Annotated in this window: 24 protein-coding genes, 1 tRNA gene, 3 pseudogenes and 1 riboswitch; of the genes and pseudogenes, 13 read left to right on the forward strand and 15 right to left on the reverse strand. The window is 68.1% G+C overall.

The features are described from left to right. Together purD and R1101_RS0103075 are read right to left on the reverse strand one after the other, a co-directional pair. Positions 1-917, reverse strand: a 917-nt coding sequence (gene purD, locus R1101_RS0103070; protein WP_016932027.1) for a phosphoribosylamine--glycine ligase, incomplete at its 3' end; no start/stop codon positions are given. Between the two features lie 10 nt (positions 918-927). Continuing rightward, the gene (locus R1101_RS0103075) at positions 928-1,593 is read right to left on the reverse strand and encodes a nucleoside/nucleotide kinase family protein (RefSeq protein ID WP_026002819.1); all 666 of its coding nucleotides are present in this window, start codon (positions 1,591-1,593) and stop codon (positions 928-930) included. 139 nt (positions 1,594-1,732) lie between these two features. On the opposite strand from R1101_RS0103075, the gene R1101_RS0103080 reads away from it, so the two are divergent. Together R1101_RS0103080 and R1101_RS0103085 are read left to right on the forward strand one after the other, a co-directional pair. Beyond that, positions 1,733-2,158, forward strand: coding sequence for an HIT family protein (locus R1101_RS0103080; RefSeq protein ID WP_016932029.1), 426 nt, complete (start codon positions 1,733-1,735; stop codon positions 2,156-2,158). Between the two features lie 58 nt (positions 2,159-2,216). Further along, entirely contained in the window at positions 2,217-3,680 is a 1,464-nt protein-coding gene (locus R1101_RS0103085) for an MDR family MFS transporter (protein ID WP_016932030.1), read from the forward strand. Between the two features lie 21 nt (positions 3,681-3,701). On the opposite strand, the gene R1101_RS0103090 is transcribed toward R1101_RS0103085, so the two are convergent. Continuing rightward, positions 3,702-4,850 (reverse strand): alpha/beta hydrolase, encoded by a 1,149-nt coding sequence (locus R1101_RS0103090; RefSeq protein ID WP_232284662.1) that lies wholly within the window; start codon positions 4,848-4,850, stop codon positions 3,702-3,704. Between the two features lie 98 nt (positions 4,851-4,948). Between R1101_RS0103090 and R1101_RS0103095 the strand changes: the two genes are divergently transcribed. From R1101_RS0103095 to R1101_RS0103105, 3 genes are all read left to right on the forward strand, one after another. Then, positions 4,949-5,155, forward strand: coding sequence for a hypothetical protein (locus R1101_RS0103095; protein ID WP_016932032.1), 207 nt, complete (start codon positions 4,949-4,951; stop codon positions 5,153-5,155). Between the two features lie 40 nt (positions 5,156-5,195). Beyond that, positions 5,196-5,260, forward strand: a riboswitch (guanidine-III (ykkC-III) riboswitch). Between the two features lie 13 nt (positions 5,261-5,273). After that, positions 5,274-5,588: a DMT family transporter gene (locus R1101_RS0103100; protein WP_026002820.1), complete on the forward strand. Its 315-nt coding sequence runs from the start codon at positions 5,274-5,276 to the stop codon at positions 5,586-5,588. Between the two features lie 65 nt (positions 5,589-5,653). Continuing rightward, positions 5,654-6,484 (forward strand): hypothetical protein, encoded by an 831-nt coding sequence (locus tag R1101_RS0103105; RefSeq protein WP_016932034.1) that lies wholly within the window; start codon positions 5,654-5,656, stop codon positions 6,482-6,484. A 17-nt stretch (positions 6,485-6,501) separates the two neighbouring features. Here the strand turns inward: R1101_RS0103105 and R1101_RS0103110 are convergent, their stop codons facing one another. Then, positions 6,502-7,371: a ribokinase gene (locus R1101_RS0103110; protein WP_026002821.1), complete on the reverse strand. Its 870-nt coding sequence runs from the start codon at positions 7,369-7,371 to the stop codon at positions 6,502-6,504. A gap of 10 nt (positions 7,372-7,381) precedes the next feature. Next, positions 7,382-7,999 carry a TetR/AcrR family transcriptional regulator gene (locus tag R1101_RS0103115; RefSeq protein ID WP_037222065.1) on the reverse strand — a complete coding sequence of 206 codons (618 nt, stop codon included), beginning with the start codon at positions 7,997-7,999 and terminating at the stop codon, positions 7,382-7,384. Positions 8,000-8,133: 134 nt separating this feature from the next. Between R1101_RS0103115 and R1101_RS0103120 the strand changes: the two genes are divergently transcribed. The 5 genes from R1101_RS0103120 (at position 8,134) to R1101_RS0103140 (ending at position 12,321) form a co-directional block, all read left to right on the forward strand. Then, positions 8,134-8,607, forward strand: a complete 474-nt coding sequence (locus R1101_RS0103120; protein WP_016932037.1) for a general stress protein — start codon at positions 8,134-8,136, stop codon at positions 8,605-8,607. Positions 8,608-8,779: 172 nt separating this feature from the next. Then, positions 8,780-9,022 carry a hypothetical protein gene (locus R1101_RS0103125; protein WP_016932038.1) on the forward strand — a complete coding sequence of 81 codons (243 nt, stop codon included), beginning with the start codon at positions 8,780-8,782 and terminating at the stop codon, positions 9,020-9,022. A gap of 554 nt (positions 9,023-9,576) precedes the next feature. Beyond that, positions 9,577-10,716 (forward strand): iron uptake system protein EfeO, encoded by a 1,140-nt coding sequence (gene efeO / locus R1101_RS0103130; protein WP_016932039.1) that lies wholly within the window; start codon positions 9,577-9,579, stop codon positions 10,714-10,716. Next, positions 10,713-11,969 carry an iron uptake transporter deferrochelatase/peroxidase subunit gene (efeB, locus tag R1101_RS0103135; RefSeq protein WP_016932040.1) on the forward strand — a complete coding sequence of 419 codons (1,257 nt, stop codon included), beginning with the start codon at positions 10,713-10,715 and terminating at the stop codon, positions 11,967-11,969. The genes efeO and efeB overlap by 4 nt, the downstream gene beginning before the upstream one ends. A gap of 46 nt (positions 11,970-12,015) precedes the next feature. Then, a complete protein-coding gene (locus tag R1101_RS0103140; protein ID WP_016932041.1) occupies positions 12,016-12,321 on the forward strand; it encodes a hypothetical protein in 306 nt (101 codons plus the stop codon). Between the two features lie 58 nt (positions 12,322-12,379). Here R1101_RS0103140 and R1101_RS0103145 read toward each other — a convergent pair. Further along, positions 12,380-12,454: transfer RNA gene (locus tag R1101_RS0103145), tRNA-Thr, on the reverse strand. 145 nt (positions 12,455-12,599) lie between these two features. Here R1101_RS0103145 and R1101_RS25745 point away from each other — a divergent pair. After that, positions 12,600-13,997: pseudogene (locus tag R1101_RS25745) on the forward strand (threonine/serine ThrE exporter family protein); the annotation flags it as partial. Positions 13,998-14,330: 333 nt separating this feature from the next. Here R1101_RS25745 and R1101_RS0103155 read toward each other — a convergent pair. From R1101_RS0103155 to R1101_RS0103165, 3 genes are all read right to left on the reverse strand, one after another. Beyond that, positions 14,331-14,567 carry an MbtH family protein gene (locus tag R1101_RS0103155; protein ID WP_006551884.1) on the reverse strand — a complete coding sequence of 79 codons (237 nt, stop codon included), beginning with the start codon at positions 14,565-14,567 and terminating at the stop codon, positions 14,331-14,333. Then, on the reverse strand, positions 14,564-15,955 hold the full coding sequence (locus R1101_RS0103160) for a lysine N(6)-hydroxylase/L-ornithine N(5)-oxygenase family protein (RefSeq protein ID WP_016932043.1): 1,392 nt from the start codon (positions 15,953-15,955) through the stop codon (positions 14,564-14,566). The genes R1101_RS0103155 and R1101_RS0103160 overlap by 4 nt, the downstream gene beginning before the upstream one ends. Before the next feature lie 222 nt (positions 15,956-16,177). Continuing rightward, positions 16,178-16,978, reverse strand: a complete 801-nt coding sequence (locus tag R1101_RS0103165; protein WP_016932044.1) for an alpha/beta fold hydrolase — start codon at positions 16,976-16,978, stop codon at positions 16,178-16,180. Between the two features lie 210 nt (positions 16,979-17,188). On the opposite strand from R1101_RS0103165, the gene R1101_RS25750 reads away from it, so the two are divergent. Both R1101_RS25750 and R1101_RS25755 read left to right on the forward strand, forming a co-directional pair. After that, positions 17,189-17,398 (forward strand): hypothetical protein, encoded by a 210-nt coding sequence (locus R1101_RS25750; protein WP_016932045.1) that lies wholly within the window; start codon positions 17,189-17,191, stop codon positions 17,396-17,398. A gap of 37 nt (positions 17,399-17,435) precedes the next feature. Then, a pseudogene (locus R1101_RS25755) lies at positions 17,436-18,946 on the forward strand (alpha,alpha-trehalose-phosphate synthase (UDP-forming)). Between the two features lie 13 nt (positions 18,947-18,959). Here R1101_RS25755 and R1101_RS0103180 read toward each other — a convergent pair. The 6 genes and pseudogenes from R1101_RS0103180 to R1101_RS0103205 all read right to left on the reverse strand — a co-directional run. Further along, positions 18,960-19,592, reverse strand: a complete 633-nt coding sequence (locus tag R1101_RS0103180) for a hypothetical protein (protein ID WP_016932046.1) — start codon at positions 19,590-19,592, stop codon at positions 18,960-18,962. Next, positions 19,589-20,101: a hypothetical protein gene (locus tag R1101_RS0103185; RefSeq protein ID WP_016932047.1), complete on the reverse strand. Its 513-nt coding sequence runs from the start codon at positions 20,099-20,101 to the stop codon at positions 19,589-19,591. Before R1101_RS0103185 ends, R1101_RS0103180 begins: the two co-directional genes overlap by 4 nt. Continuing rightward, complete coding sequence (locus tag R1101_RS0103190; RefSeq protein WP_016932048.1) at positions 20,101-21,513, reverse strand: MCE family protein; 1,413 nt, start codon at positions 21,511-21,513, stop codon at positions 20,101-20,103. The genes R1101_RS0103185 and R1101_RS0103190 overlap by 1 nt, the downstream gene beginning before the upstream one ends. After that, on the reverse strand, positions 21,510-22,727 hold the full coding sequence (locus R1101_RS0103195; protein ID WP_016932049.1) for an MCE family protein: 1,218 nt from the start codon (positions 22,725-22,727) through the stop codon (positions 21,510-21,512). The genes R1101_RS0103190 and R1101_RS0103195 overlap by 4 nt, the downstream gene beginning before the upstream one ends. Further along, the gene (locus tag R1101_RS0103200; protein WP_016932050.1) at positions 22,724-24,052 is read right to left on the reverse strand and encodes an MCE family protein; all 1,329 of its coding nucleotides are present in this window, start codon (positions 24,050-24,052) and stop codon (positions 22,724-22,726) included. The genes R1101_RS0103195 and R1101_RS0103200 overlap by 4 nt, the downstream gene beginning before the upstream one ends. Then, a pseudogene (locus R1101_RS0103205) lies at positions 24,049-24,503 on the reverse strand (MCE family protein); the annotation flags it as partial. The pseudogene R1101_RS0103205 and the gene R1101_RS0103200, both read right to left, overlap by 4 nt.

A 24,503-nucleotide genomic window follows, 5' to 3' on the forward strand; every position in this document is an offset into this window, starting at 1 on the left:
GCCACCGCGTTCAGGACCTCACCCAGCGGCGACTCGAGCAGCGCGAGCACGGCCTGGGTCTCGGGATCGCCGAAGCGGCAGTTGAACTCGACCACGGCCGGACCTTCGGCGCCCATCGCCAGACCCGCGTAGAGCAGTCCGGAGAAGCCGCATCCGCGCCGCACCATCTCGGCCGCGACCGGTTCGACGACCTCGGAGACGATCTGCTCGACGCTGCCCTCGGGCAGCCACGGCAACGGGGTGTAGGCACCCATTCCGCCGGTATTGGGGCCGGTGTCGCCCTCCCCCACGCGCTTGTGATCCTGCGCCGGGAGCAACGGCACGACCGTCTCACCGTCCACCAGGCAGAACAACGAGACCTCGGGACCGTCGAGGAAGGACTCCAGCAGAACGGGGTGCCCGTTCTCGAGGATCTCGACAGCATGATCGCGGGCGGCATCGCGGTCGGTGGTGACGACGACCCCCTTACCGGCGGCGAGACCGTCGTCCTTGACCACCCAGGTCGGTCCGAAGCGGTCGAGCGCCTCGTCGATGGTCGCAGGGCTGTCGACGACCTCGCTGTGGGCGGTGCGCACGCCGGCGGCGGCCATGACGTCCTTCGCGAACGCCTTCGACCCCTCGATGCGGGCGGCGGCAGCGGACGGACCGAAGCAGGGGATGCCCGCGGCGCGGACGGCGTCGGCCACACCGAGGACGAGGGGAACCTCGGGGCCGATCACCACGAGATCGGCCTTCTGCTCGGTCGCGAGGGCGACGACACTGCCGGCGGAGGCGGCGTCGACCGGGAACAGCTCGGCGACGTTCGCGATACCGGGATTGCCGGGCGCCGCCAGCACGGCGGTCACGCCGGGGTCGCGGGACAGAGCGAGAGCCAGAGCATGTTCACGGGCACCGGAGCCGATAACGAGTACGCGCACGCAGGACAGACTACGGGACCGGTCTCCACACGAGATCGGCGCGGGAGCGGGTGCGCTGGACGGCTTCCGCATTCGGCAGATCGACCGTGCGCACCCATTCGCGCGCCCCGTCGTCGTCCCGTCCGTGGTGGCGGTGCCTCCGGACGAGGCGTCGCGTGAGCGTGCGGCGGGGCGCGTCGATATAGATGACGAGGTCGAGCAGCGGGTGGATGTGTTCCCATCCCCCGGTCTCGAACATCAGATAGTTGCCCTCGGTGACGATCACCCGCGCATCGGGTGGGACGGCATGCACCGCCGCGATCGGTTCGTCGAGGGCCCGGGAGAAGTCGGGAGCATAGATCGTCTCGTCGCGGCACTGCCGCACCCGGCTCAGCATGTCGCGGAAACCCGCGACGTCGAAGGTGTCGGGTGCTCCCTTCCGGTCGCGCGCACCGAAAGTGTCGAGCTGGCGGTTGGACAGGTGGTAGCCGTCCATCGGCACCTGACCGGTGGACACCCCCGCGCACCGCAGCGCGTAGACGAGCAGGGCCGCGGCACGGCTCTTCCCGGCACCCGGTGGCCCGCACAACCCGACGACCGTGCGCCGGTCCACGGGAAGTCCTACGAGGACGTGCGTGACGAGTTCGTCCACGAGTACGCGCAGCGGCGCCTCCCGGACGTTCTCCTCTCCTCCCATGCGCCCGACGATACGACCGCTCACCGCACAGGAGCCGTCGCGACCTCCCGACACGCCCACATCGCTGCCCTCCTCACCGTCGCGGCAGCCGATGTCACGGAACACCTCCGGTGAACACGGTGTCCTTTATCCTCCGGGTATGGCTTCCGTGTTCAGCAAGATCATCGCCGGTGAACTGCCGGGCCGCTTCGTCTGGCAGGACGACGACGTCGTCTCGTTCCTGACCATCAACCCCTTCACCGAAGGGCACGTGCTGGTGGTGCCGCGGCAGGAGGTCGACCACTGGCAGAACGTGGACGACGACCTCTGGGCGAAGGTGAACGAGGTCGCCCGCATCCTGGGTCGCGCCGTCACCGCCGCCTTCGACGCGCCGCGCGCCGGTCTGATGATCGCGGGTCTGGAAGTCCCCCACCTGCATCTGCACGTCTTCCCCGCCTACTCCCTCGGCGACTTCGACTTCGCGACGGCCGACAAGGATCCGTCGCCCGAATCGCTCGATCGCGCGCAGCAGAAGATCAAGGACGCCCTCCGCGAACAGGGTCACGGCGAGCACGTCCCGGACTGATCTCCCGTTCACGGGATGCCGGCGGAACAATTCCGACCGGTATCCCGTTGAGGTCCTCGTGTCCTCTACTCCACCGAGTCCTCCCGCACCGCGAGCCGGTCTGCTGATCGCCGTCCTCGTCGGGGCCGCGTTCGTGGTCATCCTCAACGAGACGATCATGAGCGTCGCGCTGCCGAAACTGATGGTCGAGTTCGACGTCGGCGCGGCCACCGCCCAATGGCTCACCACGGCGTTCATGCTGACCATGGCCGTCGTCATTCCCATCACGGGTTATCTGCTCACCCGCTTGTCGCTGCGCACGGTCTTCGCGATCGCGATGGGCAGCTTCCTGCTCGGCACCCTGATCGCCGCGATCGCGCCGATCTTCCCGGTCCTCGTGCTGGGCCGTGTCGTCCAGGCCGTGGGTACCGCGGTGATGCTTCCGCTGCTGTTCACGACGGTGCTCAACCTGGTCCCCACCGAGCGTCGCGGGCGCACGATGGGCGTGATCTCGATCGTCATCGCCGTCGCACCCGCGATCGGCCCGACCATCGGTGGCGTCGTGCTCGACCAGCTGAGCTGGCGGTGGATGTTCTTGCTGGTGCTGCCGATCGCGGTCGTCGCGACGACGCTCGGCCTGAGCTGGATCCGCAACGTCACCGAACCGGTTCCGGTGCCGCTCGACGCCCCGTCGGTGGCGCTGTCCGCGCTCGGCTTCAGCGGTCTGGTCTTCGGTCTGAGCAGTCTCGGTGAGGCCGCCGAGGGCGATCCGCTGCTGCCGCCGTGGTTGCCACTGGTCGTCGGACTCGCCTCGCTCGCGCTCTTCGTCCTGCGTCAGCTCCGCCTCGGCGACGGCGCCCTGCTCGACCTGCGCGCGTTCCGCACGCCGGCATTCTCGCTGGCGGTGGCGCTCGTATCGGTGAGCATGATGTCGCTGTTCGGCACGCTCATCCTGCTGCCGATCTACCTGCAGAACGTGCTGGGACAGTCGACGCTGGCCACCGGCCTGGTGTTGCTGCCCGGCGGCCTGGCGATGGGTCTGCTCGGCTACATCGTCGGACGGTTGTTCGACCGGTTCGGTCCGCGGCCGCTGGTCGCACCGGGCGCGCTGATCGCCTGCGTCGCGATGTGGGGCATGACGACCTTCGACGCGGCCACCGCGACCGGCACGGTCATCGCCTGGCACGTGCTGCTCAACATCGGTCTCGCGCTGATGTTCTCGCCGTTGCTGACCTCGGCGCTCGGGGCGCTGCCGCGGCGGCTGTACTCCCACGGCAGTGCGATCGTGAGCACGATGCAGCAGGTCGCCGGCGCGGCCGGTACGGCGCTGTTCATCACGGTGCTGACCCGCACGACGGTCGCGGGCGCCGAGAGCGCCGACGATCCCGCAGGCGCGCTCGCGGACGGTGTCCACGGAGCGTTCACATGGGGCGCGGTGATCGCCGTGATCGCCGTCGTCGGATCGCTGTTCGTCCGGCGGGCCGCGGAGCCCGAGCCGGACGAGGTGGAGACGTCGGCCCCCGAGGTCGCCGGAACGCATTGACAGGCCGGGCGACGCAACGCCTCACACGCCGGTCGTCCCGACTTCCTGTTCGACGGGAAGCGTGGCGGCCGGCGCGTTGCTGTTCGTGTGGGATTCGCGCAGGAAGACGTCCAGTTCGAGCCATGAGGTCTCGCGTGCGGTGCTGCCGGTGAGCATGCCGAGGTGCGTTCCCGGGACGCGGACGAACCGCACCTGCGTGCCGCTGAGCAGCCTCGTGACGGGCTCCACGGCCGGGATCGGGGCGAGCACGTCGTCCTCGCCGCCGAGCGCGAGCACCGGTACCGCAACGTCGGCGAGGTCGACGACCCGGTCGCCGAGCCGCAGACGCCCGGTGGCGAGCTCGTTGTCGATGGTCACGCTCGTCGCGAGCTGACGGAACACCCGTCCGGCGTAGCCGTGGATCTCGTCCTGGAACCGGTCGACGCGTTCCATCCGCGCGAGCGTCTCGGCATCGGTGAGATGTGTCGCCACGAACCACGGGCGGTGGATCTCGCGTTCGATCGCGGTGAGGCGGTAGGCCGTGCGCACGAGGGGTGCGGGTATCCCGCCGAAGACCGCGTCGAGCAGACCGAGTGCGGGTTCGGCGACGAACCGGCCGAGGAGCCGAGGTAGCGCCATCACCGGGATCGCGGAGTAGTCGAGCGGACTGCCGAAGGCCGTGAGCGACCGTATCGGCAGGGCGGGATGAGCCGCCGCGGTGAGCATCGCCAGCGTGCCCCCGATACTCCACGCCACCACGTCCACCTCGCGGTTCCCGCACAGTTCGGACGTGCGGGCGATCGCTTCGGGGATCACGTCGTCGATCCAGAATTCGAGCCCGAGGTCGCGGTCGTCGGGGGTCATCTCGCCGTACTCGACGAGGAAGACGCTGTGTCCGAGAGCGAGCAGGTGCTCGACGAGGCTCTGCCCCGGCATCAGGTCGAAGCAGGTGGGCGACGCGGCGAGCGGGGTCACGAGCAGTACCGGAGGACCGGCGTTCTCCGGTACGAAACGTCGCAATGTCCGGTGGTGGCCTTTCCCGACGATCACCGAGGGAGTGCGGTGGGGAGGCGCGATGCCGTCGGCGGCGAACAGCGACCACGCGTTCCGCGCGGCCTTCCCGACCACGTCCGCGATCCCCATATGTGGTTGCTCCCCGAGTCGTCGCATCCGTTCGTTGTGCGTGCTCACGATAGTCGTGGGACGTCGAGGCCCGCTCACCGGACGAACCGGACAGCGCGACGCCCCATCCTCACCACGCTCTCCGGCCGCAGTGCTATCAAGGGGTCATGACGTGCTCACAGTGCAACCACGATCTCGACCACTGCCACGGCACCCTCGTGATCCATGCCGGCACACAGGTGGACTGCACCGATCCCGACTGCGTCGATCTCGAGATCGTGCGGCACACCCTCGTTCTCGAATGCACCGAGCTGGATGGCGGATGCTCGTGCACAGTCGTTGCGCAGGAATCACAGCTGTTGCGTGTGTCCTGAGCAATTTGCCAATCCTCGCCCGGAATTCCTAACCTGGATGAAGGTGGCCGTAGTCGGCCTCCCGGACGAGCGCACCGTACCCGGCCAGCGACAAGACGGTGCAGGAGCGTTGTACGTCATGGCCTGGATCGTTCTCGTCCTGTCGGGTGTGCTCGAAGCCGTATGGGCCACCGCCCTCGGCAGATCCGCCGGCTTCAGCCGGCTCACTCCGACGCTGGTGTTCGTCGTCGCTCTCGTCCTGAGCATGGCCGGACTCGCGTATGCCTTGCGCACCTTGCCGGTCGGTACGGCCTACGCGATCTGGGTGGGCATCGGTGCCGCGCTCACGGTCGGCTACGCGATGGTCACCGGCACCGAGACCGCATCACTGCTGAAGATCGCTCTGATCGCGGGCATCGTGCTGTGCGTCGTGGGACTCAAACTCGTGCACTGACGTTCTCGGACACCGACGTTCTAGGGCACTGACGTTCTCGGGCACCGACCGTTACAGTCGGTCCCATGAACCTCGGGTCCGTACTCGTGTTGCCGGTGCGTGTGGGTCTGACCGCGGCCGAGACCGCCCTGAGCGTCGCCGAGACGGTCGTCGGTACCGTGCGGGTCGCGGTGTCTCCCGCCACCTACTCGGCGCTCGGCGCGGTCGGCCTGCCCGACACCCGCAGTTCCGTGGGGCTGCTGCAGCAGATCTCGAAGCTCACCTCCGAGGACCGCGGACTCGGCCACGCCCTGCGTCCCGGTGGTCCGCTCGACCGCCTGCTCGCACCGGGCGGAACCGTGGATCGGCTCACCGAACCGGGCGGACTGCTCGACCGGTTGCTCGCACCGGGCGGACCCGTCGACCGGCTCACCGCACCCGGTGGCCCGCTCGACCGGATCCTCGCCGACGACGGCGCCCTCGACCGTCTCGTCTCCGAAGGCGGCCTGCTCGATCGCCTCACGGCACACGACGGTCCGCTCGAACGGCTGCTCGCCCAGGACGGTGCCGTCGAACGGCTCACCGCACCGGGCGGCATCGTCGACGTGGCGATCCGGCCCGGCGGGGTCGTCGAGCGCGCCCTCACCCAGGGTGGCGTGCTCGATGTCCTGCTCTCCGAACAGGGAGCCCTGGAACGGCTGCTCGCCGAAGGCGGGCCGCTCGATCAGATCGTCTCGCTCTCGGAGACCCTCTCGCACCTCGCACCCGGTATCTCGCAGATGAACGCGAGCATCGACATGCTGCAGGAAACGGTCGAGCTGCTGCGCGGGGCCGTCGGTCCGCTCGGCGATCTCGCGGGCCGGCTCCCCGGGCGCTGGCTCCGCAGCGGCAAGGGCGAACTGCTTCCGCCACCCTGACGTGGTGCTCCGCTGCTTCAGCGGTCGGCACGCCGGGATGCGACCAGCCGTGCAGCGTCGGCCGACGCCCGGCGCGCTGCCGCGAACAGGTCCTCCCCGTTGCCGAGCAGGGCGGCGAGGGTGCCGGCGAAATGGTCGCCGGCACCCGTCGTATCGACGACGTCGACCTGCGGGACCCGGAGGTGTTCGATCGCGTCCTCGGTTCCGACGACCACGTCCTCCCCGCCACGGGTGATCACCACGGTTCGCACCAGCCCGAGCAGGCGGGTGACGACGTCGTCGAAAGGGGTGCCTGCGGGAAGGTTCGCGTAGTGCAGGGCCTCCTGCTCGTTGAGCACGAGCGGGTCGGCGCCAGCGAGGACATGGTCGTCCAGGTCGACGGCCGGGCTCGGATTGAGCACGAACCGGCGGTCGTGATCGTGCGCCCATCGGGCGGCGGCCCAGGTCACCGCAGGAAGAAGCTCGAGTTGGGTGAGCACCACGGCGGGATCGAGGGCGTCGAGGGCGGTGGTGACGTCCTCGGCCTTCAGCAGCGAGTTGGCCTCCGGAACGACGACGATCCGGTTCTGCCCGTCGTCGGAGACGACGATGACGGCCCGGCCGGTCGGTCCCGGCATGGTGCGGAGGTGGGAGGTGTCGACCCCGGCCTTCTGCTGCACGCCCCGGAGCACGTCGGCGGCGTGATCGCTGCCGACGGCACCGACGATGGCGGTGGGAGCGAGTCGTGCCGCGCCGACGGCCTGGTTCGCACCCTTGCCGCCCGGATAGGTGCTCAGGTGCCGGCCGAGCACCGTCTCACCTTCTTCGGGAGCACGCGCCACGACGACCGTCAGGTCGAGGTTGAGCGATCCCACGACCGCCACGACGCATCGACTCGACCCGGTCACGTCGTCGAGCCTACGGCCTATGCACCTCGGTGTCCGGTTCGAGTTCGGGACAGACGATGTGGACGACTTCGTCCGCCCAGGACTCTCCCACCTCGCCGTGACGCAGGTAGGCGCCGAGGTACGCCCCGACGAGCATCGAGACGGCAGTGTCGACGTCGATGTCCTTGCGCAGCGCGCCCGAGTCGATCGCGGTGCGGAGCACGTCTGCGACGACCTCGCTCCGGGCGTTGATGATCTCGCGGATCGATTCCGTGACACCCGGTTCCTGGTCGGTGAGCAGTGCGCTGACGCTCCCCATGCCCACCTCGTTCGACAGCCCACGACGGATCAGCTCGAGGGTCCACTTGACGCGGTCGTAGACACACAGCCCGTCGGGAACGCACGGCGAGGCCACCTGCGAATGCAGTGCCGCGTCGAGAATCTCCTCGCGATTCGCATAGCGCCGGTAGATCGTCGTCTTCGCAACCCCCGACAGCGCCGCGACCGCTTCGACGGTGACGCGGTTGGGGCCGTGCAGACGAAGGATCTCGAGCGCAGCCTTCACGATGCGTGCGTCCGTCCCGGCGCGCTCCTTGACGGGACGTCGCGATGTCACTGCCACGGACTGCGCCTCGGCCTCGCCCACCATGTCCACATCCTCCTCGCGCAGGCGTACACCCGCAGGATTCCCGAGTCTCCCGAAAAGAAGACCCCGAATCAAACACTACGAAACGATACGCTACGATAAGCGTATCGTTCCAATTGTCGACGATAGGGGAACGCATGACAGATATCTACGCGCCTGCACCCGTGCACGACGCCGAATCCGAAATCCTCCTCGAGAGCTACCGCACCTACGACGCGGTCGAGCGGGCCATCGACCACCTGTCCGACGAGGGCTTTCCGGTCGAATACCTGCGCGTCGTCGGGCAGGGGGTCACCACCGTCGAACACATCGAAGGCCGGATGACCACCGGCAAGGCCGCGCTCCGCGGTACCGCCGCAGGCATCTGGACCGGCCTGCTCTTCGGCCTGCTCCTGGCATTGCTCCTCCCGGCCACCGGTATGGCCGCCGTGATCCTCGCCGCCGTCGCCGTCGGTGCCGTATGGGGAGGATCACTCGGCTTCGTCACCCACTGGAGCACCGGCGGGCGCCGCGACTTCGTTTCGCGGAAGAGCATCGAGGCCACCCGCTACGACCTCATGGTCGACTCCGAGTTCGCCGACCAGGCGCGCGCGAAGCTCGCGCTGCGCTGATCGCCGACCCCTTCACTTCGTCCACTTCGTCCACGTCGCCCGGCGTGGACGAAGTGGTATCGGGACGACCGAAACAAGCAAATCGGATATTTCACCCGGTTATCGTGTGATATCGGCGCGAATGATCCCTGTTCTCCGGTTGTTCCTTTCTCTCGATGGCATGATTCGAGTTATGGCCGGATCCTCGAACACTCCCCCGAAACCTGCTGTAGGCGCGAAGGTCGTCGTACGCGCGGGTGTCGCGGGCGACGATGCCTGCCGCGGCACGATCGTCGAAGACTTCGGTCCTGCCCAGGAAGCGGTGGGCGACCAGCTGGGCCGCGACTGGGCTCCGGTGCGCCGCTGGGCCGTGGCCCTCGAGGACGGGCGGCTGATATTCGTCGACATGGACGCATTCGAGTCCTCGAAATCCTGACACCCGGTGCAGCCCCGGCCCCCGGTGCAGCCCTGACATCCGACCCGTTCAGATCTTTCGCATCGCTCGACAGCCACGCTGTCGCGTGTGGGGCGGAAGAAGAGACGGATGCGCCGACCCTCCCGCACGTCCGCGTCGATCTGCGGACCTGACGTCGAACGGCACGACCGCATGCTCACGCCGGTCACCGCTCCGTCGGGACATCGGCCGAAGCACCGTCCGCCGGCCGTCGACCGACGACTCCCGTGCATTCGTGGACCGGAGCCCCTCCCGCAGCAGTGTCGCCCGGGTGTATGTTGACGTTCCGATATCAAAGGTTCGCCTCACCTAAGCAGGAACGCTTCATGATGCCGTTCGCCGTCGATGCGCCGCCTCGAGCCTCGCAGCGGGTGCGGTCCGGCCGCGGCGGCGCAGCCGCCGGGGTGGCTGCGATCGTCCCGATCGTCCGGCGCGGCATCGGCGTCCCCGCACGATCCCGCAGCCGAAGCGGCAACCACCCACCCGATCCCGTTCTTGCCGCGACCTCACACGCTCGTCCCGAAAGGCTCTCGTAGATGCGCCGCACCACCTGCTTCCTCGCGTCGACCGCTGTGCTTCCGCTCGTCCTCGCCGGGTGCACCGAGAAGGCGACATCCGACCCGGGAGCCGTCTCGGTGACCGCGACGGATTCGTCCTGTGAGGTGTCCGCCACCGAGGGTGTCACAGGGCATTCGACGTTCACCGTCACCAACAACGGTTCGAAGGTCACCGAGTTCTACGTATTCGCGGCCGGGGATCGTGCGGTGGGCGAGGTCGAGAACATCGGTCCGGGACTGACCCGGCAGCTCATCGTGAACATCCCCGAGCCCGGCGACTACGAACTGTCGTGCCGGCCGGACATGGCGGGCGAGGGCATCCGGCAACCGTTCACCGTGACGGGCGATTCGCAGGCCGCGACGGGCGCCGAGGACATGCTCACGGAGGCGGCCGACGGGTATCGCCGCTACATCCGGAGCGAGGCCGACGCGCTGGTCACCGCCACCGGCGGGTTCGTCGCAGCGGTCCACGCGAACGACGTCGGCGAGGCGAAGCGGCTGTTTCCGCTCACCCGTACCCACTTCGAACGGATCGAGCCCGAGGCGGAGAGCTTCGGCGATCTCGATCCGCGTCTGGACCTGCGCGAAGCCGACCTCGAGCCGGGGCAGGAGTGGACGGGCTTCCACCGTCTCGAGAAAGACCTGTGGGTGACCGGTCCGCAACCCGACACCGGCACGATCGCCGACCGGCTCGCTGCCGACGTCGCAGAGCTGGCCGCCCTGGTGAACGCGGAGGACTACGTCGTCGATCCCACCCGGATCGCAGGCGACGCGCAGGGTCTGCTCGACGAGATCTCCACGTCGAAGATCACCGGTGAGGAGGACATCTTCTCGCACACCGACCTGTACGACTTCCAGGCGAACGTCGACGGCTCGCAGGCCGCCGTCGCCGCAGTGCGACCGATCATCGACGAACAGGACACGGCACTCGGCACCGCCATCGACGCCCGGTTCGCGGATCTCGATGCAGCACTGGCCCGATACCGGGTGGGTGACGGTTTCGTCTCGTACGACACGGTCACCGAACCGCAGCGTCAGGAACTGTCACGACTGATCGATGCACTGTCCGCCGAGGTGAGCAGGGTGCAAGGGGTCGTGGCGGAAGCGGCGGGCCTGTGACCGGCTCCGGCTCCTCTCCCCTCGTCTCGCGCCGCCGGTTGCTCGGCGCGGCAGGTGCCGGTGCCGTGCTCGCCGGAACCGGTGCGGTGGTCGGCCGCGTCACCGCTCCCTCACCGGAGAACGTGGCCGCCGATGGTGTGGTCCCGTTCCAGGGCGAGCACCAGGCCGGGATCGTCACTCCCGCCCAGGACCGCATGCACTTCGTCGCCTTCGACGTGACCACACGCGACCGTGACGAACTGATCGCCTTGCTGAAGACGTGGACCGCGATGGCCGAACGGATGACCTCGGGCCTCGAGGCCACCGAGGACGGTGCGACCGGCGAGGGTATCCATCATCCGCCGAGCGATACCGGTGAGGCTCTGGACCTGGCGGCCTCCCGGCTGACTCTCACCATCGGCTTCGGACCGTCGTTGTTCGACGATCGCTTCGGCCTCGCCCACCTGAAACCCGCCGCGCTGGTGGATCTTCCACATTTTCCCGCCGACAACCTGGATCCGGCCCGCAGTGGCGGTGACATCGCGATCCAGGCGTGCGCGGACGATCCGCAGGTCGCGGTCCACGCCATCCGCAATCTCGCGCGGGTCGCCTTCGGCACGGCCTCGGTGCGATGGTCGCAGCTGGGATTCGGCCGTACCTCCTCCACCTCGACGTCCCAGACCACGCCCCGGAACCTGTTCGGTTTCAAGGACGGCACGAACAACCTCAAGGCCGAGGATCCGCAGGCCCTCACCGAATCGGTGTGGGTGGCGCCGGACGACGACCAGGCATGGCTGGCGGGCGGAACTTATCTGGTGGCGCGGCGCATCCGGATGTTCATCGAACAGTGGGACCGGGCCGTGCTGGGCGAGCAGGAAGCGGTCATCGGACGCGACAAGCGGGAAGGTGCACCGCTCGGCCGGACGAACGAGTTCGACGAACTCGACCTCGAGTCGAGCGGCCCGGACGGTCCGTTCGTTCCCGCCACCGCCCACGTGCGACTCGCGTCCGCTCAGCATCTCGGGGGCATCCGGATCCTGCGACGCGGCTACAACTTCACCGACGGATCCGACGGACTCGGCCACCTCGACGCCGGGCTGTTCTTCGTCGCCTTCTGCCGCAACCCGCTCGAACAGTTCGTGCCGATGCAACTCGAACTCGCACGGCACGACGGACTGAACGAGTACATCCAGCACGTCGGGTCGGCCGTCTTCGCATGCCCACCCGGAACGGGGGGTGAAGACTATTGGGGTCGGTCGCTGTTCGAGGCCTGACAACCCCGGGACGACAGCCGAGTACCGACCTGCGAGCGGAGGCCCCATGCACGAAGATCTACCCGTTCCCCCGGCTCCGCCCGTTCCCCCTCCTCCGCGCAACGGTGCCGGGACTGCGGCACTGATCGCAGGGATCGTCGCCCTCGTCTTCGCGTTCGTCCCCGTCATCGGCGACTTCGTCGCGATCCCTGTCGGGCTGGTCGCCGTGGTGTGCGGGTGGGTCGGTCTCGAACGTGTCGACAAGGGCACGGCGACGAATCCTCGTGAGGCTCTGGTCGGTGCGTGTCTGGGTGCTGCGGCACTGTTCGCCGTCTTCGTGATCTTCGCAGCGGTTCACAGCACCACCGCATGAGACAGGCCCGCGCGCTGTACGCGACGGGCCTGCCGTGCCGAGCACGGAGAGACCTCGGTGGAGCCCCCTGTCAGGATTGAACTGACGACCGCTCGCTTACAAGGCGAGTGCTCTACCACTGAGCTAAGGAGGCACTGAACTCGGAGGCCGCGGACGACCCGTGAGCGACGCCATCATATAGCGCGTCACACTCTCGGCGCGCACCCACCCGCCTTCGTTACGGTGGATTCCATGCCCGCCTTCTCCGTTTCCCCCAGCCGTACCGGAGGCCGCGGACGGTGATCCGCTTCGACGACTTCCTCGATCGGGTTCTCGGTACCCGCCGCGCGACCATCGACGCGGTCACCGAAGCACCGGCCCCACTGCAGCCGATCGATCTGACCGACGATGCGGTGGTCGCCGAGGCACTCGACGTCGCCGTGCGCGTCGGTGAGGTTCTTCTCGCCTCGGGCACGGGTGCGATCGACACCGCCGAGCAGGTGCGGTTCGTCGCCGCCACCTACGGTCTGGCGCAGTGCGACGTCGATGTCACCTACAACTCGATCGTGCTGTCGGCCTATCGCGGACCGACGATGCCGCCGTCGAGCACGATGCGGGTGGTGCACTACCGCTCGATGGACTTCACGCGACTCGCGGCTGTCGACCGCCTGACCCGCCGCATCCGCCGCGACGCGATCTCCCCCGCACAGGCGCACGAGGAACTGCTCGCCATCACCACCAAGGCGCATCCGTACAACCGCTGGGTGGCGACGATCGCGTGGTCGGCCATGGCCGCGTCGATCGCCGTGCTCCTCGGCGGCGACGCGCTGGTCGCTCTCGTCGCCTTCGGCTCGACCTTCGTCATCGACCGCGTCAACCGCAAACTGAATGCGGCAGGCCTGCCGTTCTTCTTCCAGCACCTGGTGGGCGGCATCATCGCCACGGCTCCCGCGATCACGCTGTACGGCATACGGGAGACCATCGGCGTCGAAGTCTCCCCCGGACTGATCATCGCGGCCGGGGTGACGGTGCTGCTGTCCGGGCTGTCGCTCGTCGGTTCGGTGCAGGACGCCATCACCGGTGCCCCGATCACGGCGTCGGCGCGCTTCTTCGAGGTGCTGATGATGACGGGCGGGATCATCGCGGGCGTCGCGACGACCCTGCGGATCGCCTCGGTGTTCGGCGCCGAACTTCCCCTCATCAGCTACGAAGCCCTACCCGACCTCACGCAGCTGCCGACGAAGATCCTCGCCGGCGCCGCGGCTGCGCTGTTCTACGCCCTCGCCTGTTACGCCGAGCGTCGGGCCCTCACGGTCGCCGCGCTTGCCGGCGCCACCGGCAGCCTGGGCTACCAGCTCGCGCTCGGACTGTCGCTCGGCCCCATCATCTCGTCGGCCCTCGCCGCGACCACCATCGGTTTCGCGGGTGGTCTGATGGCCCGCCGCGCGCTCACGCCGCCGCTGGTCGTCGCGGTCGCCGGCATCACGCCGTTACTGCCCGGTCTCGCCCTGTACCGCGGCCTCTACGCCATGCTCCGCAACCAGATGTCCACCGGCATGACGGCGCTGTTCTCGGCGTTCGGGATAGGTTGTGCGCTCGCTGCCGGTGTCACGCTCGGTGAATGGCTCGCCCGCCGCACCCGGAACCCCCGGGGTCTCCTCCGGGTCGGCGCGCTGCGCCGCCCGCAACTGCGGCGGATCCCCCGGATCCGGCTCGACAAGAACCGCCCGGTGTGGCGACCGGCGCCGGGGCCCGCCACGGGTCCGATCCCGGTGAGGTCGCTGCATACCGGACCGATACCCACCGCTCCCGGAACCGGACCGATCGCAACAGGCCCGATCGCGACGGGACCGATCGCAACAGGACCGATACCCACCGGCCCGATCGGGTCGGGTCCGCTGGCGACGGGTCCGATCCCCGTCACTTCGCAGGGGTCGTCGGGCCGGGAGGCCGCATCGTCCGTGCAAACGACGAGAGCCACGCTGCGCTTTCGGCGCGGGCGTGACTCTCGGCGGATCTGACGGAAGCGTTCAGCTGCCCTGGCGGGCCTTCTCGTCGGCTTCCATTGCGTCGCGAAGGCTCTTCGGACGCATGTCGGTCCAATTCTGCTCGACGTACTCGACGCAAGCGGCGCGCGACTCTTCGCCGAATACCACCCGCCACCCCTGCGGAACCTCGGCGAAGGTCGGCCACAGCGAGTACTGCTCCTCATCGTTGATGAGGACGTAGAAGCGGCCGTCTTCGTCGTCAAATGGATTCGTGCTCATCTCGCCTCACTTGTTGCGTAGGTGTGATGGTCCGATATCCTACCAAGCTCGTCGATTCCGCCCCCGGCTCCGGGCAGGCGAAGCTCCCGGCGTTCGACGATCGAGGTCAGGATCTCCCCCGCGCGGATTGCTGCGTTGGACAGCAACGACGCGGTCGGACCGTGTGTCTTCTCGGTGCCGCCCTGCAGGTAGATGTCGGCCGTGATGCCCTCGAGCAGCGGCAGACGGTAGTCGCGGGCGACGGACAGGACGGGAGATTCGGGCGCGAGATCGCCGAGCAGCGGCTGCAGGGATGTCGGTTCGAAGCCGGTCGCGAGGACCACCGCGTCGCACTCGAGCGTCTCGATGTCACCTTCGAGATTGTTGCGGACCTCGACGGTGACCCCTCCGTCGTTCTCGATCGCCGCCACGACCTCCGAGGCACGACGCAGGAACAGGCGGCGGCGGCCGCTGACCCGCTCGCGGTACTCGGTCGCGTACAGGGCCTCGATGAGTTCCGGGGACACGACCGAGTAGTTGGTGCTGCGGTGCAGGGCGAGCAGACGCTCTCGCTCCGACAGCGGGGCCGCATGCAGCTCGTCCACGACCTGCGGGTCGAAGATGCGGTTCGCGTACGGGCTGTCGTCGGCGGGGCTGTATCCGAAGCGGTTGAAGATGTTGTGGACCTCGGCGTGCGGGTAGTGCGTGTGCAGGTACTGCACGACCTCGGCGGCGCTCTGTCCGGCACCGACCACCACGAAGCGCTGGTGTTGCGGCTCCGGCATGTCTTCGATGTGGACGAGGAAGTGGTGGTTGTGGAAGCAGCGGGCCGACGCGGTCGCCCACTTCGGGAGGCGGGCGCGCAACCCGACCCCGACCACGATGCTGTGCGCATACACGACGTTTCCATCGGCGGTCCGGACGGCGAAGAGGTCGGCGACCCCGTTGTGGTTGTGGACGGTCTCGACCGAGACCACCTCGGTCCCGTAGCGGACGTCGGCGTCGACACGCGTGGCCGCCCACTGCAGGTAGTCCTGGAACTCGTGGCGCGTGGGGAAGAACGTCTGGTGATTGACGAAGTCCACGAGACGGCCACGATCGTGCAGGTAGGAGAAGAAACTGTACGAGCTGGTGGGGTTGCGGAAGGTGACCAGATCCTTGGGGAACGCGATCTGCATCGTGGCGCCCTCGAGCAACATGCCCGGGTGCCAGGCGAAGGCCGACTGCCGTTCGAAGAAGCGTGACCGGATCGCCGCGGAGGGATTGTCGGTGTTGTGCTCCTCGACGGCGATCGCGAGCGCCAGATTCGAGGGGCCGAAACCGATACCGACGAGGTCGAAGACGTCTCCTTGCGAGTTGCCCTCCGACCTCCCCGCGTCATCGGCGACAAGGCTGGAACGGTCGGTCATCACTCAACTTTCGTACTAGGGGGCCGGAGCGGCCCGTGATCGGTTCGTACGAGACTCGAAGGTAGCCCAGGCTAACCTTTGTTCGGTGAGCGTACCAGTGCCCGACGGTCCGCAGGGACGTCCCGAGCGCAAGGACCCTCGTCGCAGTCCACAGACGACGGGCGCGGTGGATCGTCGCCGATTCCACCGCGCCCGCTTACGAATTCCCTCTGCGGAGCTCCCTTACGAACCCAGGAAGTCCACCAGGATCTTGTTGACCGCCTCGGGCCGCTCGAGATAGCCGTAGTGCCCCGCGTCCGGGATCTCCTCGTAACGCGCACCCGGGATGGCGTCCGCCACCTCGCGCGACAGGTAGGCCGGGATCATCCGGTCGTCGGCGAACCCGACCGCCAGACACGGCACCGTGATGTCCCGGTAGGCCGCGCGCCGGTCGAAGTCGCGGTCCATGCCGAGCTGCGCGCGCACACCCGCCGACACCTTTCCGCCGCTGAATTCGAAGACGTCCAGCCAGTCGCGAGCGGTGTGCTCGTCGGCCAGCGACGCCGGCGACAGATTCATCACGGCCGTCACGGCGGCCTGATACTTCGGCGGCAACTCGACACCGCTGTCGTAGAGCTGCCGCTCCCCCTCGGTGAGCGTCAGCTGGAACTGGTCCATGCGGGCGTGCCCGGCGAGGAAGGCGGCCTTGCGGACCAGGTCCGGGCGGGCGAGCGCCAGCTCCTGCGCCACACGCGCACCCATCGACGTGCCGATCACATAGGCCGGACCGCCGAGCAGTTCGATCAACCCGGCCGTATCCTTCACCAGGTCGTCGATGGTCATCCCGCCGAGGCTCTCGCCCGACGGCGCGATGCCGCGGTTGTCGAAGGTGGCGACCCGGTAGCCGGCCTTCACGAGCGCGGGCACCTGGTGCAGGTCCCACACGCGTCCCGGACTGCCCGTGCCCATGATGAGGACGACGAGATCACCCGTCCCCTTGACCTGGTAGTTCAGCGGGATGCCGTTCACGGTGGCGATGGGCATGAATACCTTCCTCGACGAAAGCGCGGTGGTGCGCCGCGGGCCGGCGCCATGACGTCGTGTCCTGCGAGTACACGCCGCACGTACACGGGGCGCTGCGCTCACACACGACCGTCCTACGGTACCGCGACGAAGAACTGCAGGACCGTGCCAGGACGGTCCACGGAAGGCGGGTGGCGGCGAGCTGTCCGATTCTCCTAGAGTCGAAGGACGATGCGTGCTCGCACAGAGCAGCGACCCCGGGAGGACATCATGGCCGCGGACCCGACCACCGCGAACGACATCGCCGACGAGGATCTCGAACCCGTCGCCGACGAAACCGCACGACAGGCGCAGCGAGTCGTCGCCGCCTACGCAGAGAACGCGGACGAATGCCGCATGCTGCTGGCGATGCTCGGCATCGGCCCCAGCGACAAGCACTGACGAGCACCACACCACCCGGCCGAAAGAGGACCAGAACGTGACAGCAGGCGAAGCGGACGCAGCGGGGAACCATGACTCGCATGCCGGGTCGGACTTCGTGGTCGTCGCCAATCGCCTGCCGGTCGATCTCGAACGGCTTCCCGACGGCACCACCCGCTGGAAGCGCAGCCCCGGCGGGCTCGTCACCGCGCTCGAGCCGATCCTGCGGTCGAACAACGGTGCCTGGGTCGGCTGGGCCGGCGTGGCCGACGCCGAGTCCGGCATCATCGTCGAGGACGGCCTCACCCTGCATTCGGTGCGGTTGAGCACCGAGGACATCGCCGACTACTACGAGGGGTTCTCCAACGCCACCCTGTGGCCGCTCTACCACGACGTGATCGTGCGGCCGGAGTACCGGCGCGAATGGTGGAACTCCTACGTCGAGATCAACCGGCGTTTCGCCGAGGAGACCGCCGAGGCCGCCGCGGAGGGCGCGACCGTCTGGATCCAGGACTACCAGCTGCAGCTGGTGCCGAAGATGCTGCGGATGCTTCGCCCCGACCTGACGATCGGGTTCTTCCTGCACATCCCGTTCCCGCCGATCGAACTGTTCATGCAGTTGCCGTGGCGCACCGAGATCGTCGAGGGGCTCCTCGGCGCCGATCTCATCGGCTTCCACCTCCCCGGCGGTGCACAGAACTTCCTGTACCTCGCACGACGTCTGGCGGGAGCGCAGACCTCGCGCGGCAACATCGGCATCCGGTCGAAGCTCGGCGTGGTCCAGGTCGGCTTCCGGTCGGTGCGCGTGGGCGCCTTCCCCATCTCCATCGAGTCGGGCCGGCTCGACCAGCAGTCGCGGAGCAAGGCGATCCGCGACCGCGCCAAGGCGTTGCGCAAGGAACTCGGCAATCCGAAGAAGATCCTGCTCGGTGTCGACCGGCTCGACTACACGAAGGGCATCGACGTGCGGCTCGATGCGGTGCACGAACTTCTCGCCGAGGGCCGCATGGACCCGAAGGACACCGTGATGGTGCAGCTCGCCACCCCGAGCCGGGAACGCGTCGATTCCTATGTCCACATGCGCGGCGAGATCGAGCGGACGGTCAGCCGCATCAACGGCGAGTACGCCGAGGTGGGACGCCCGGTGGTGCACTACATCCACCGCCCCGTCCCCGCGACGAGCTCATCGCGTTCTTCGTCGCTGCCGACGTCATGTTGGTGACCCCGCTGCGCGACGGCATGAATCTCGTCGCCAAGGAGTACATCGCATGTCGCAGCGATCTCGGCGGCGCGCTGGTGCTCAGCGAATTCACCGGTGCCGCAGCCGAACTGCGCCAGGCCCTCCTGTGCAACCCGCACGACCTCGACGACGTCAAGGACAAGATCCAGGCGGCGATCGAGGTGCCGCGCGAGGACGGTCGCAAGAGGATGCGAGCCCTGCGCCGTCAGGTACTCACCCACGACGTGAATCGTTGGGCTCGTTCGTTCCTCGACACTCTCGCCAACACCGGCGCTGCCGGGCGCGCCCTGATCGCGCCCGACGAGGTCGGCGAACCCGACCCGTCCTGACGGCCCTCGGCTCCTAGATCGGAGTCAGGCGGCCGACGAGCCAGCGTCCGTCCTGCTTTTCGAGTTCGACGCGCACCCGGCTGCCGCTGCTCACCGCTTCGGGGTTCTCCGAACTCGTCGTGATCTGGTTGAGGAACAGCAGGGTCACGGCGTTGTCGGCGTCGGCGGAGACCACCGAGGACGCCTGCACGCTCACCTGGACGCTGATCGCTTTCTCCTTGGCGCCCGGCGCGATGATGTTCTTCATCAGATTCGTGTACTCGTCGCGGAAGTCGCCGGTGAGGCCTTCCGCGGCGGCTTCGATCTGCGCGTCCACCTGGTCGTGGGTGTAGGCGAGCATCGCGACCGCCTGTTCCTCCGCCGCGACCCGCGCCTCGGTCCGCGCCGTCTCGGCGGCGGACTGCTGGACGGCACCGTAGGCGAGCCAACCCACCAGGACCGCGAAAACCAGCGCCACGATCGACAATCCGATCGCGATGTGCGGAAGGTACGAGGTCTGCGAATCCGATGTGGGGTCCGAGGCAGGGGCGTCGGGGGTGGGAGTCTCCGCGGTGGTGGATCCGCCGCCCGTGTCCACAGCCTGACCCGACACGGCTTCGTCGGTCGTCTTGTCGAGCGTCACGCGATCGTCCTTCTCGTCGGTCACGGCACGAACTCCACCTTCGATGCCAGCAATTTCCCGTTCTCGTCGCAGATCGTCACCCGCAGACGGAAATCGCGTGCTTCGGGTTCGGCCTGATCGGCGTTGCTCACCATCGCACGGGAAGCGACGAGCGACGACGCGCACGTGCCGTCCTCGTTCTGGATTCCCGCTTCGAGGACCTCACCGGTGGTGTCGACCCCGGCCTGCTGCACGACCTCCACGAAAGGTCCTTCGCGGCCCTCGAACTCGGCCTCGAAGTCGCCCGTCGCGCCTTCGAGCAGACGTGCGACGTCGGCGTCGGCGGAATCGGCGCTGATCGTGGTCAGGTTGAGCACCGTCTGCCGCGCGGCCTGCAGGTACGCCTCCCGCTTCTCGTCGCGTTCGTTCGCGGACTGCCTGTCGACGATGAGCCAGGCACCGGCCGCGACGAGCGCGATGACCAGTACGGACGCGATCACCGCGACCGGCTTCGCCCATGCCGGCTTCGTCTTCTTGTCGATCTCGTCCGTCATCAGCCCTGCTGCGCCTTCATGTAACTCTCCAAGCTCCGATCTCCACCGAGGTCGGCATGTGTGTACACGGTGCCGTCGGGACCAATGTACGTCCCGGTCTGCGGATCGATCCGTCGCGCCGCGACCCCGGCGGGAGCCGTGTCGCCGCGCTCACCGTAGGAAGCGGGTGTGGGTGCGACGTTCTCCGAGGCCACCGGTGTCGGCGGTCCGGTCCACGGATTGTCCGAATAGGTAGGGCTGTATCCGGTGCGGCACATCTCCGGTGTCGGTGCCCGACGACCCGGATATTCCATGCACGGCACGTTCCGGGCACCGCGGACCGCGTTCGGATAATCCTGTGGCAGTTGACAGAAGATGTCGCCGGGTGTGTCGACCACGGAGGTATCGGCCGGACTGCGCCACTGCTCCGGCGGCACGAAGCCTGCCAGGCACGGCGGCGGATCGTTGACCTGCAGGTGGAAGTCCACCACGGCGCCGTCCTCGGGCGGGCCGGCACCGGCGGCCGTGATCAGAGCCGTCGTCATCGGCGGGTACAGCACCAGGATCTGCTCGATGCCGGCGTTGTACACCACGCCCACCTCGCCGACACTCACCAGATTCGCGAGCAGCAACGGCAGGGTCGGTTTCAGTTCCTGCAACAGGGATTCGGTTTCGGCAGCGGCACCCGGCCCGACGTCGAGCAGGGCCCGCAGGTCGGGGTCGCTCTCGCGCAGGCGGTCGGTGAAGGTGACCATGTCACGCGTCCACGACCGGATCGCATCGCTCGTGACCACCTGCGTGTCGAGCAACGGACCGATCTGATCGATCAGCTGTCGTGTCTCGGCGCTGTTCGCCGAGGCCTCCTGGACGAACAGGCGTGTCGAGTCGATCAGTTCCTGCAGTTCGGGTCCGGAACCGTTGAACGCGGCGAACGCCTCGTCCACCACGGTCTGCAGCCGGGTGTCGCTGATCGAGGCGAGCAACACGTCGGCCTGGTCGAGCAGGGCACCGACCTCCTGCGGCACGCTCGTGCGGTCGGCCGGGATCACGTCGCCGTCGGTGAGACGCTCACCATCCGCACCTTCGGCTCGGGGCACGAGATCGACGTACTGTTCGCCGACGGCCGAGACGCTGCGCACCGCCGCGTCCACGTCGGCGGGAATCTCCGCGTCGCTGTCGATGGACAGCAACGCCTCGACCCCTGTCGGCGACAGGGCGACGCTCCGCACGGTGCCGACGGTGTTTCCGCGATAGGTGACGTTCGAGTGCGGATACAGACCGCCGGTCGACTGCAGTTCGACGACGATCTCGTACCGTCCGATCCCGAACAGCGCCGGCAACTTCACGTACATCAGCGACATCACGACGAGTCCGACGACCGTGAGGATCGCGAAGATCGTGAGCTGGATGCGGACGAACCGCGTGAGCATCATGGCGCGGGCACCCCCAGAGGCAGGCCGGGAATGGTGATCTCCCCGATACCGGGAATCGTCAGCTTCCCTTCGGGACCGGGAGGCGGCGGCGGGGGTGGTTCGAGCGGTGCGCGGAACGGGTCCGTCGCCTGTGCGGCGAGTCCCGCGTCGCGGCCGAGGATTCCTTCCGGGCCGGCGAGGCGTCCCGCGAGCGGCGTCCCCGACAGGAAGTTCAGGTCGAGGCGGTCGAGGGTGAGGTCGATCGTCATCGCGAGGTTCGCGTAGTCGCCGCGGATGATGTTGTTGATACCCGCCTGCGGGAAGGGATAGGTGAGCAGCACACCGAGCACCTCGGTCAGGGCACTGCCCGAGTCGGCCAGGGCCTTCAACGTCGGTGCGAGGCCTTCGAGGTTCGCCTTCAGATCGTCGTTCGAGGTCTCGACGATCCGGCTCGCCACGGTGCTCAGTTCACCGAGCGAACTCATCGCGGCGGTGAGGTTCGAACGCTGATCCGAGAGCACCTCCAGCGCGGGCGGCAACTCCTCGAGGGCGCGGACGAGTGTCGCGTTCTGGTCGTCGACGGTCGCGGCCAGCCGGTCCATGCCCTCCAACGCCGCGATGATGTCGCCGCGCTGCGTGTCGAGAGTGGAGACCAGTTCGTCCAGGCGCGGCAGCAGGTTCCGGATCGAGTCCTCCCGGCCCACGAGTGCCGCGTTCAGTTCGGTGGTGATGTCGTTGATCTGCGCGAGCCCACCACCGTTGAGCACCACCGACAGCGACGACAGCGTCTGCTCGGTGGTCGGATACGCATCGGCGCGTTCGAGCGGGATGAGATCGCCGTCCTCGAGTCTGCCCTGCGGGGGTTCGCCGACGGGCGGGACGAGTTCGAGATGCTGGGATCCGAGCAGGCTCGTCTGACCGATCCGCGCGAGCGAGTTGGCCGGGACCACCACGTCCTCGTCGAGGGAGATCGTCACGAGCGCATGCCAGCCCTCGAGTTCGATTCCCGAGATCGAACCGACGGTGACGTCGTCTATGCGCACGGGTGAATTCTGGGTCAGGGTGGTCACGTTGGGCATCTGGATCTGCACCTCGTAGGCACCCTCCCCGCGTCCGGCGCTGCCGGGCATGGGAATCGAGTTGAGTCCGTCCCACTCGCAGGCGGTGAGCGTCGTGCTCACCGCGACCGCGGTGGCCGCGACGCCGAGACGGCGGAACATCGAGCGGCCGGTCATCGCCCTCCTCCCGGCTGCAGCAGAGAACCCAGATCCTGCGGGACCTGCAGCGACGGCAGGCCACCGAGGATCCCGTCGACCGGCGACGCGGTCTCCGAGGACGACGGCTCGGGCGCGGTGCCACGACCTGCCGACGCCTCCTCGAGCCAGGGTTCGGTGTAGACGATGTCGCCGGGGAAGGCCTGCACACCGGCGAGCGGATTGACCAGCAGCGGAAGGTAGTTGGCATTGATGGACGACAACACCGGGCCGAGTTGCTGGCGGCACAGTTCCTCGCTGCGCTCGGAGGTCGCGTTCGCGGCGGCCGCGACCGACCCGCACATCCACTCGACGGGGTTGGCAAGGTTGTTGATCGCGAGTGCGCCCGTGAGCGAACCCTGTGCCGGCTTGTAGATGTTGTAGAAGTTCGCGAGGGAGGTCGGGCCGGAGTGCAGCACCCGCTCGATCTCGGGACGTTTGCGGGCCAGCACCTCGGTCGCATCGGCCAGCCGCTCCACCGATTCGGTGAGCCCGGCCCGGTTGTCCTGCACGAACCGCTGCACGTCGCCGACGGCGATGTTCAACTCGGACAAGGAGACACCGAGCTGGTCGGAGCTCTGTGCGAGCACATCCGAGACCGACGCGAGACGACCGCCGAACTGCACGATCTGTTCGTTGCTCGACGAGAGGACCGACACGAAGGTCTGCAGGTTGCGGATCGTCGAGAACAGATCGGTACGCCCCTCCGAGAGCGTGCGCATCGTGTCCGACAACTCCCGCAGGGCCTCGCGCACGGTCTGCCCGTTGCCCTCGAGATTCTCGGCTGCGGTGTCGATGAACCGGCCGAGGGATCCCTGCGGATCGAGTTCCTCGGGACCGAGCGCTTCGGACAATCGCATCAATTCGGTCTTGATCTGGTCCCACTCCACCGGAGAGGCCGTGCGCTGCATCGGGATCGTCGCGCCGTCCTCGATCGTCGGGCCACCCGAGTACACAGGGGTGAGCTGGACGAAGCGCGCCGAGACGAGACTCTGCGCGATGACGACGGCACTCGCGTCGGACGGGATCTCGACGCCGGCGTCGACCTTCATCGTCACCTGTACGAGGTCGTCGCGGGGTTCGATGTCGCTGATGCGCCCCACCGAGACGCCGAGCACCCGCACGTCGTCGCCCTCGTACAGGCCGCTGGTGGACGCGAATTCGGCGTGGATCGTACGTTTGCCGAGGTCCGGCAGGGCGAACACGGCGAGGGCGCCGAGCACGAGCACGGCGACGGCACCGATGATCGCCGGCACCAGCAGGGGTGGGCGACGGCGGGCGGTCGTCGGGGCGGTATCGGTACTCATTCGCCGTCCCTCTTGATCGTCGGGGGCCCGTCCGGGATCACGTCCTGGAGATCCCCGGGGAGAAGATCGGGCGCGACCTGGCTGTCCACGATGGCCTTCCACCACGGCGCCGGCAGGATGTTGGACACGTAGGCGTTGAAGAACGGTCCGCTGGCGACGGATTCCCCGAGCGCGCTGATGTACGGGCCCAGGCCGTCGAGCGCCCCGGCGATGTTCTCCTTGTTCGCCTGCAGATTCGCCGTCACGAGGTTGAGCTTCTCGAGTGTCGGTGCCATCTGCGCCTGGTTGTCCTGCACGAGCCCGGTGAGCTGACGCGAGACGGAGGAGATGTTCGCGATCAGTTCGGTGATGGCGTCGCGGCGCAGGCTCAGTTCGCCGAACAGGGCGTTCGCGTCGACGATGAGCGCGTTGACCTGGTCGCTGCGCTCGGCCAGGATGCCCGTCACGTTCT

The organism is Rhodococcus sp. R1101, assembly GCF_000278445.1.
GTDB lineage: Bacteria > Actinomycetota > Actinomycetes > Mycobacteriales > Mycobacteriaceae > Rhodococcus > Rhodococcus gordoniae.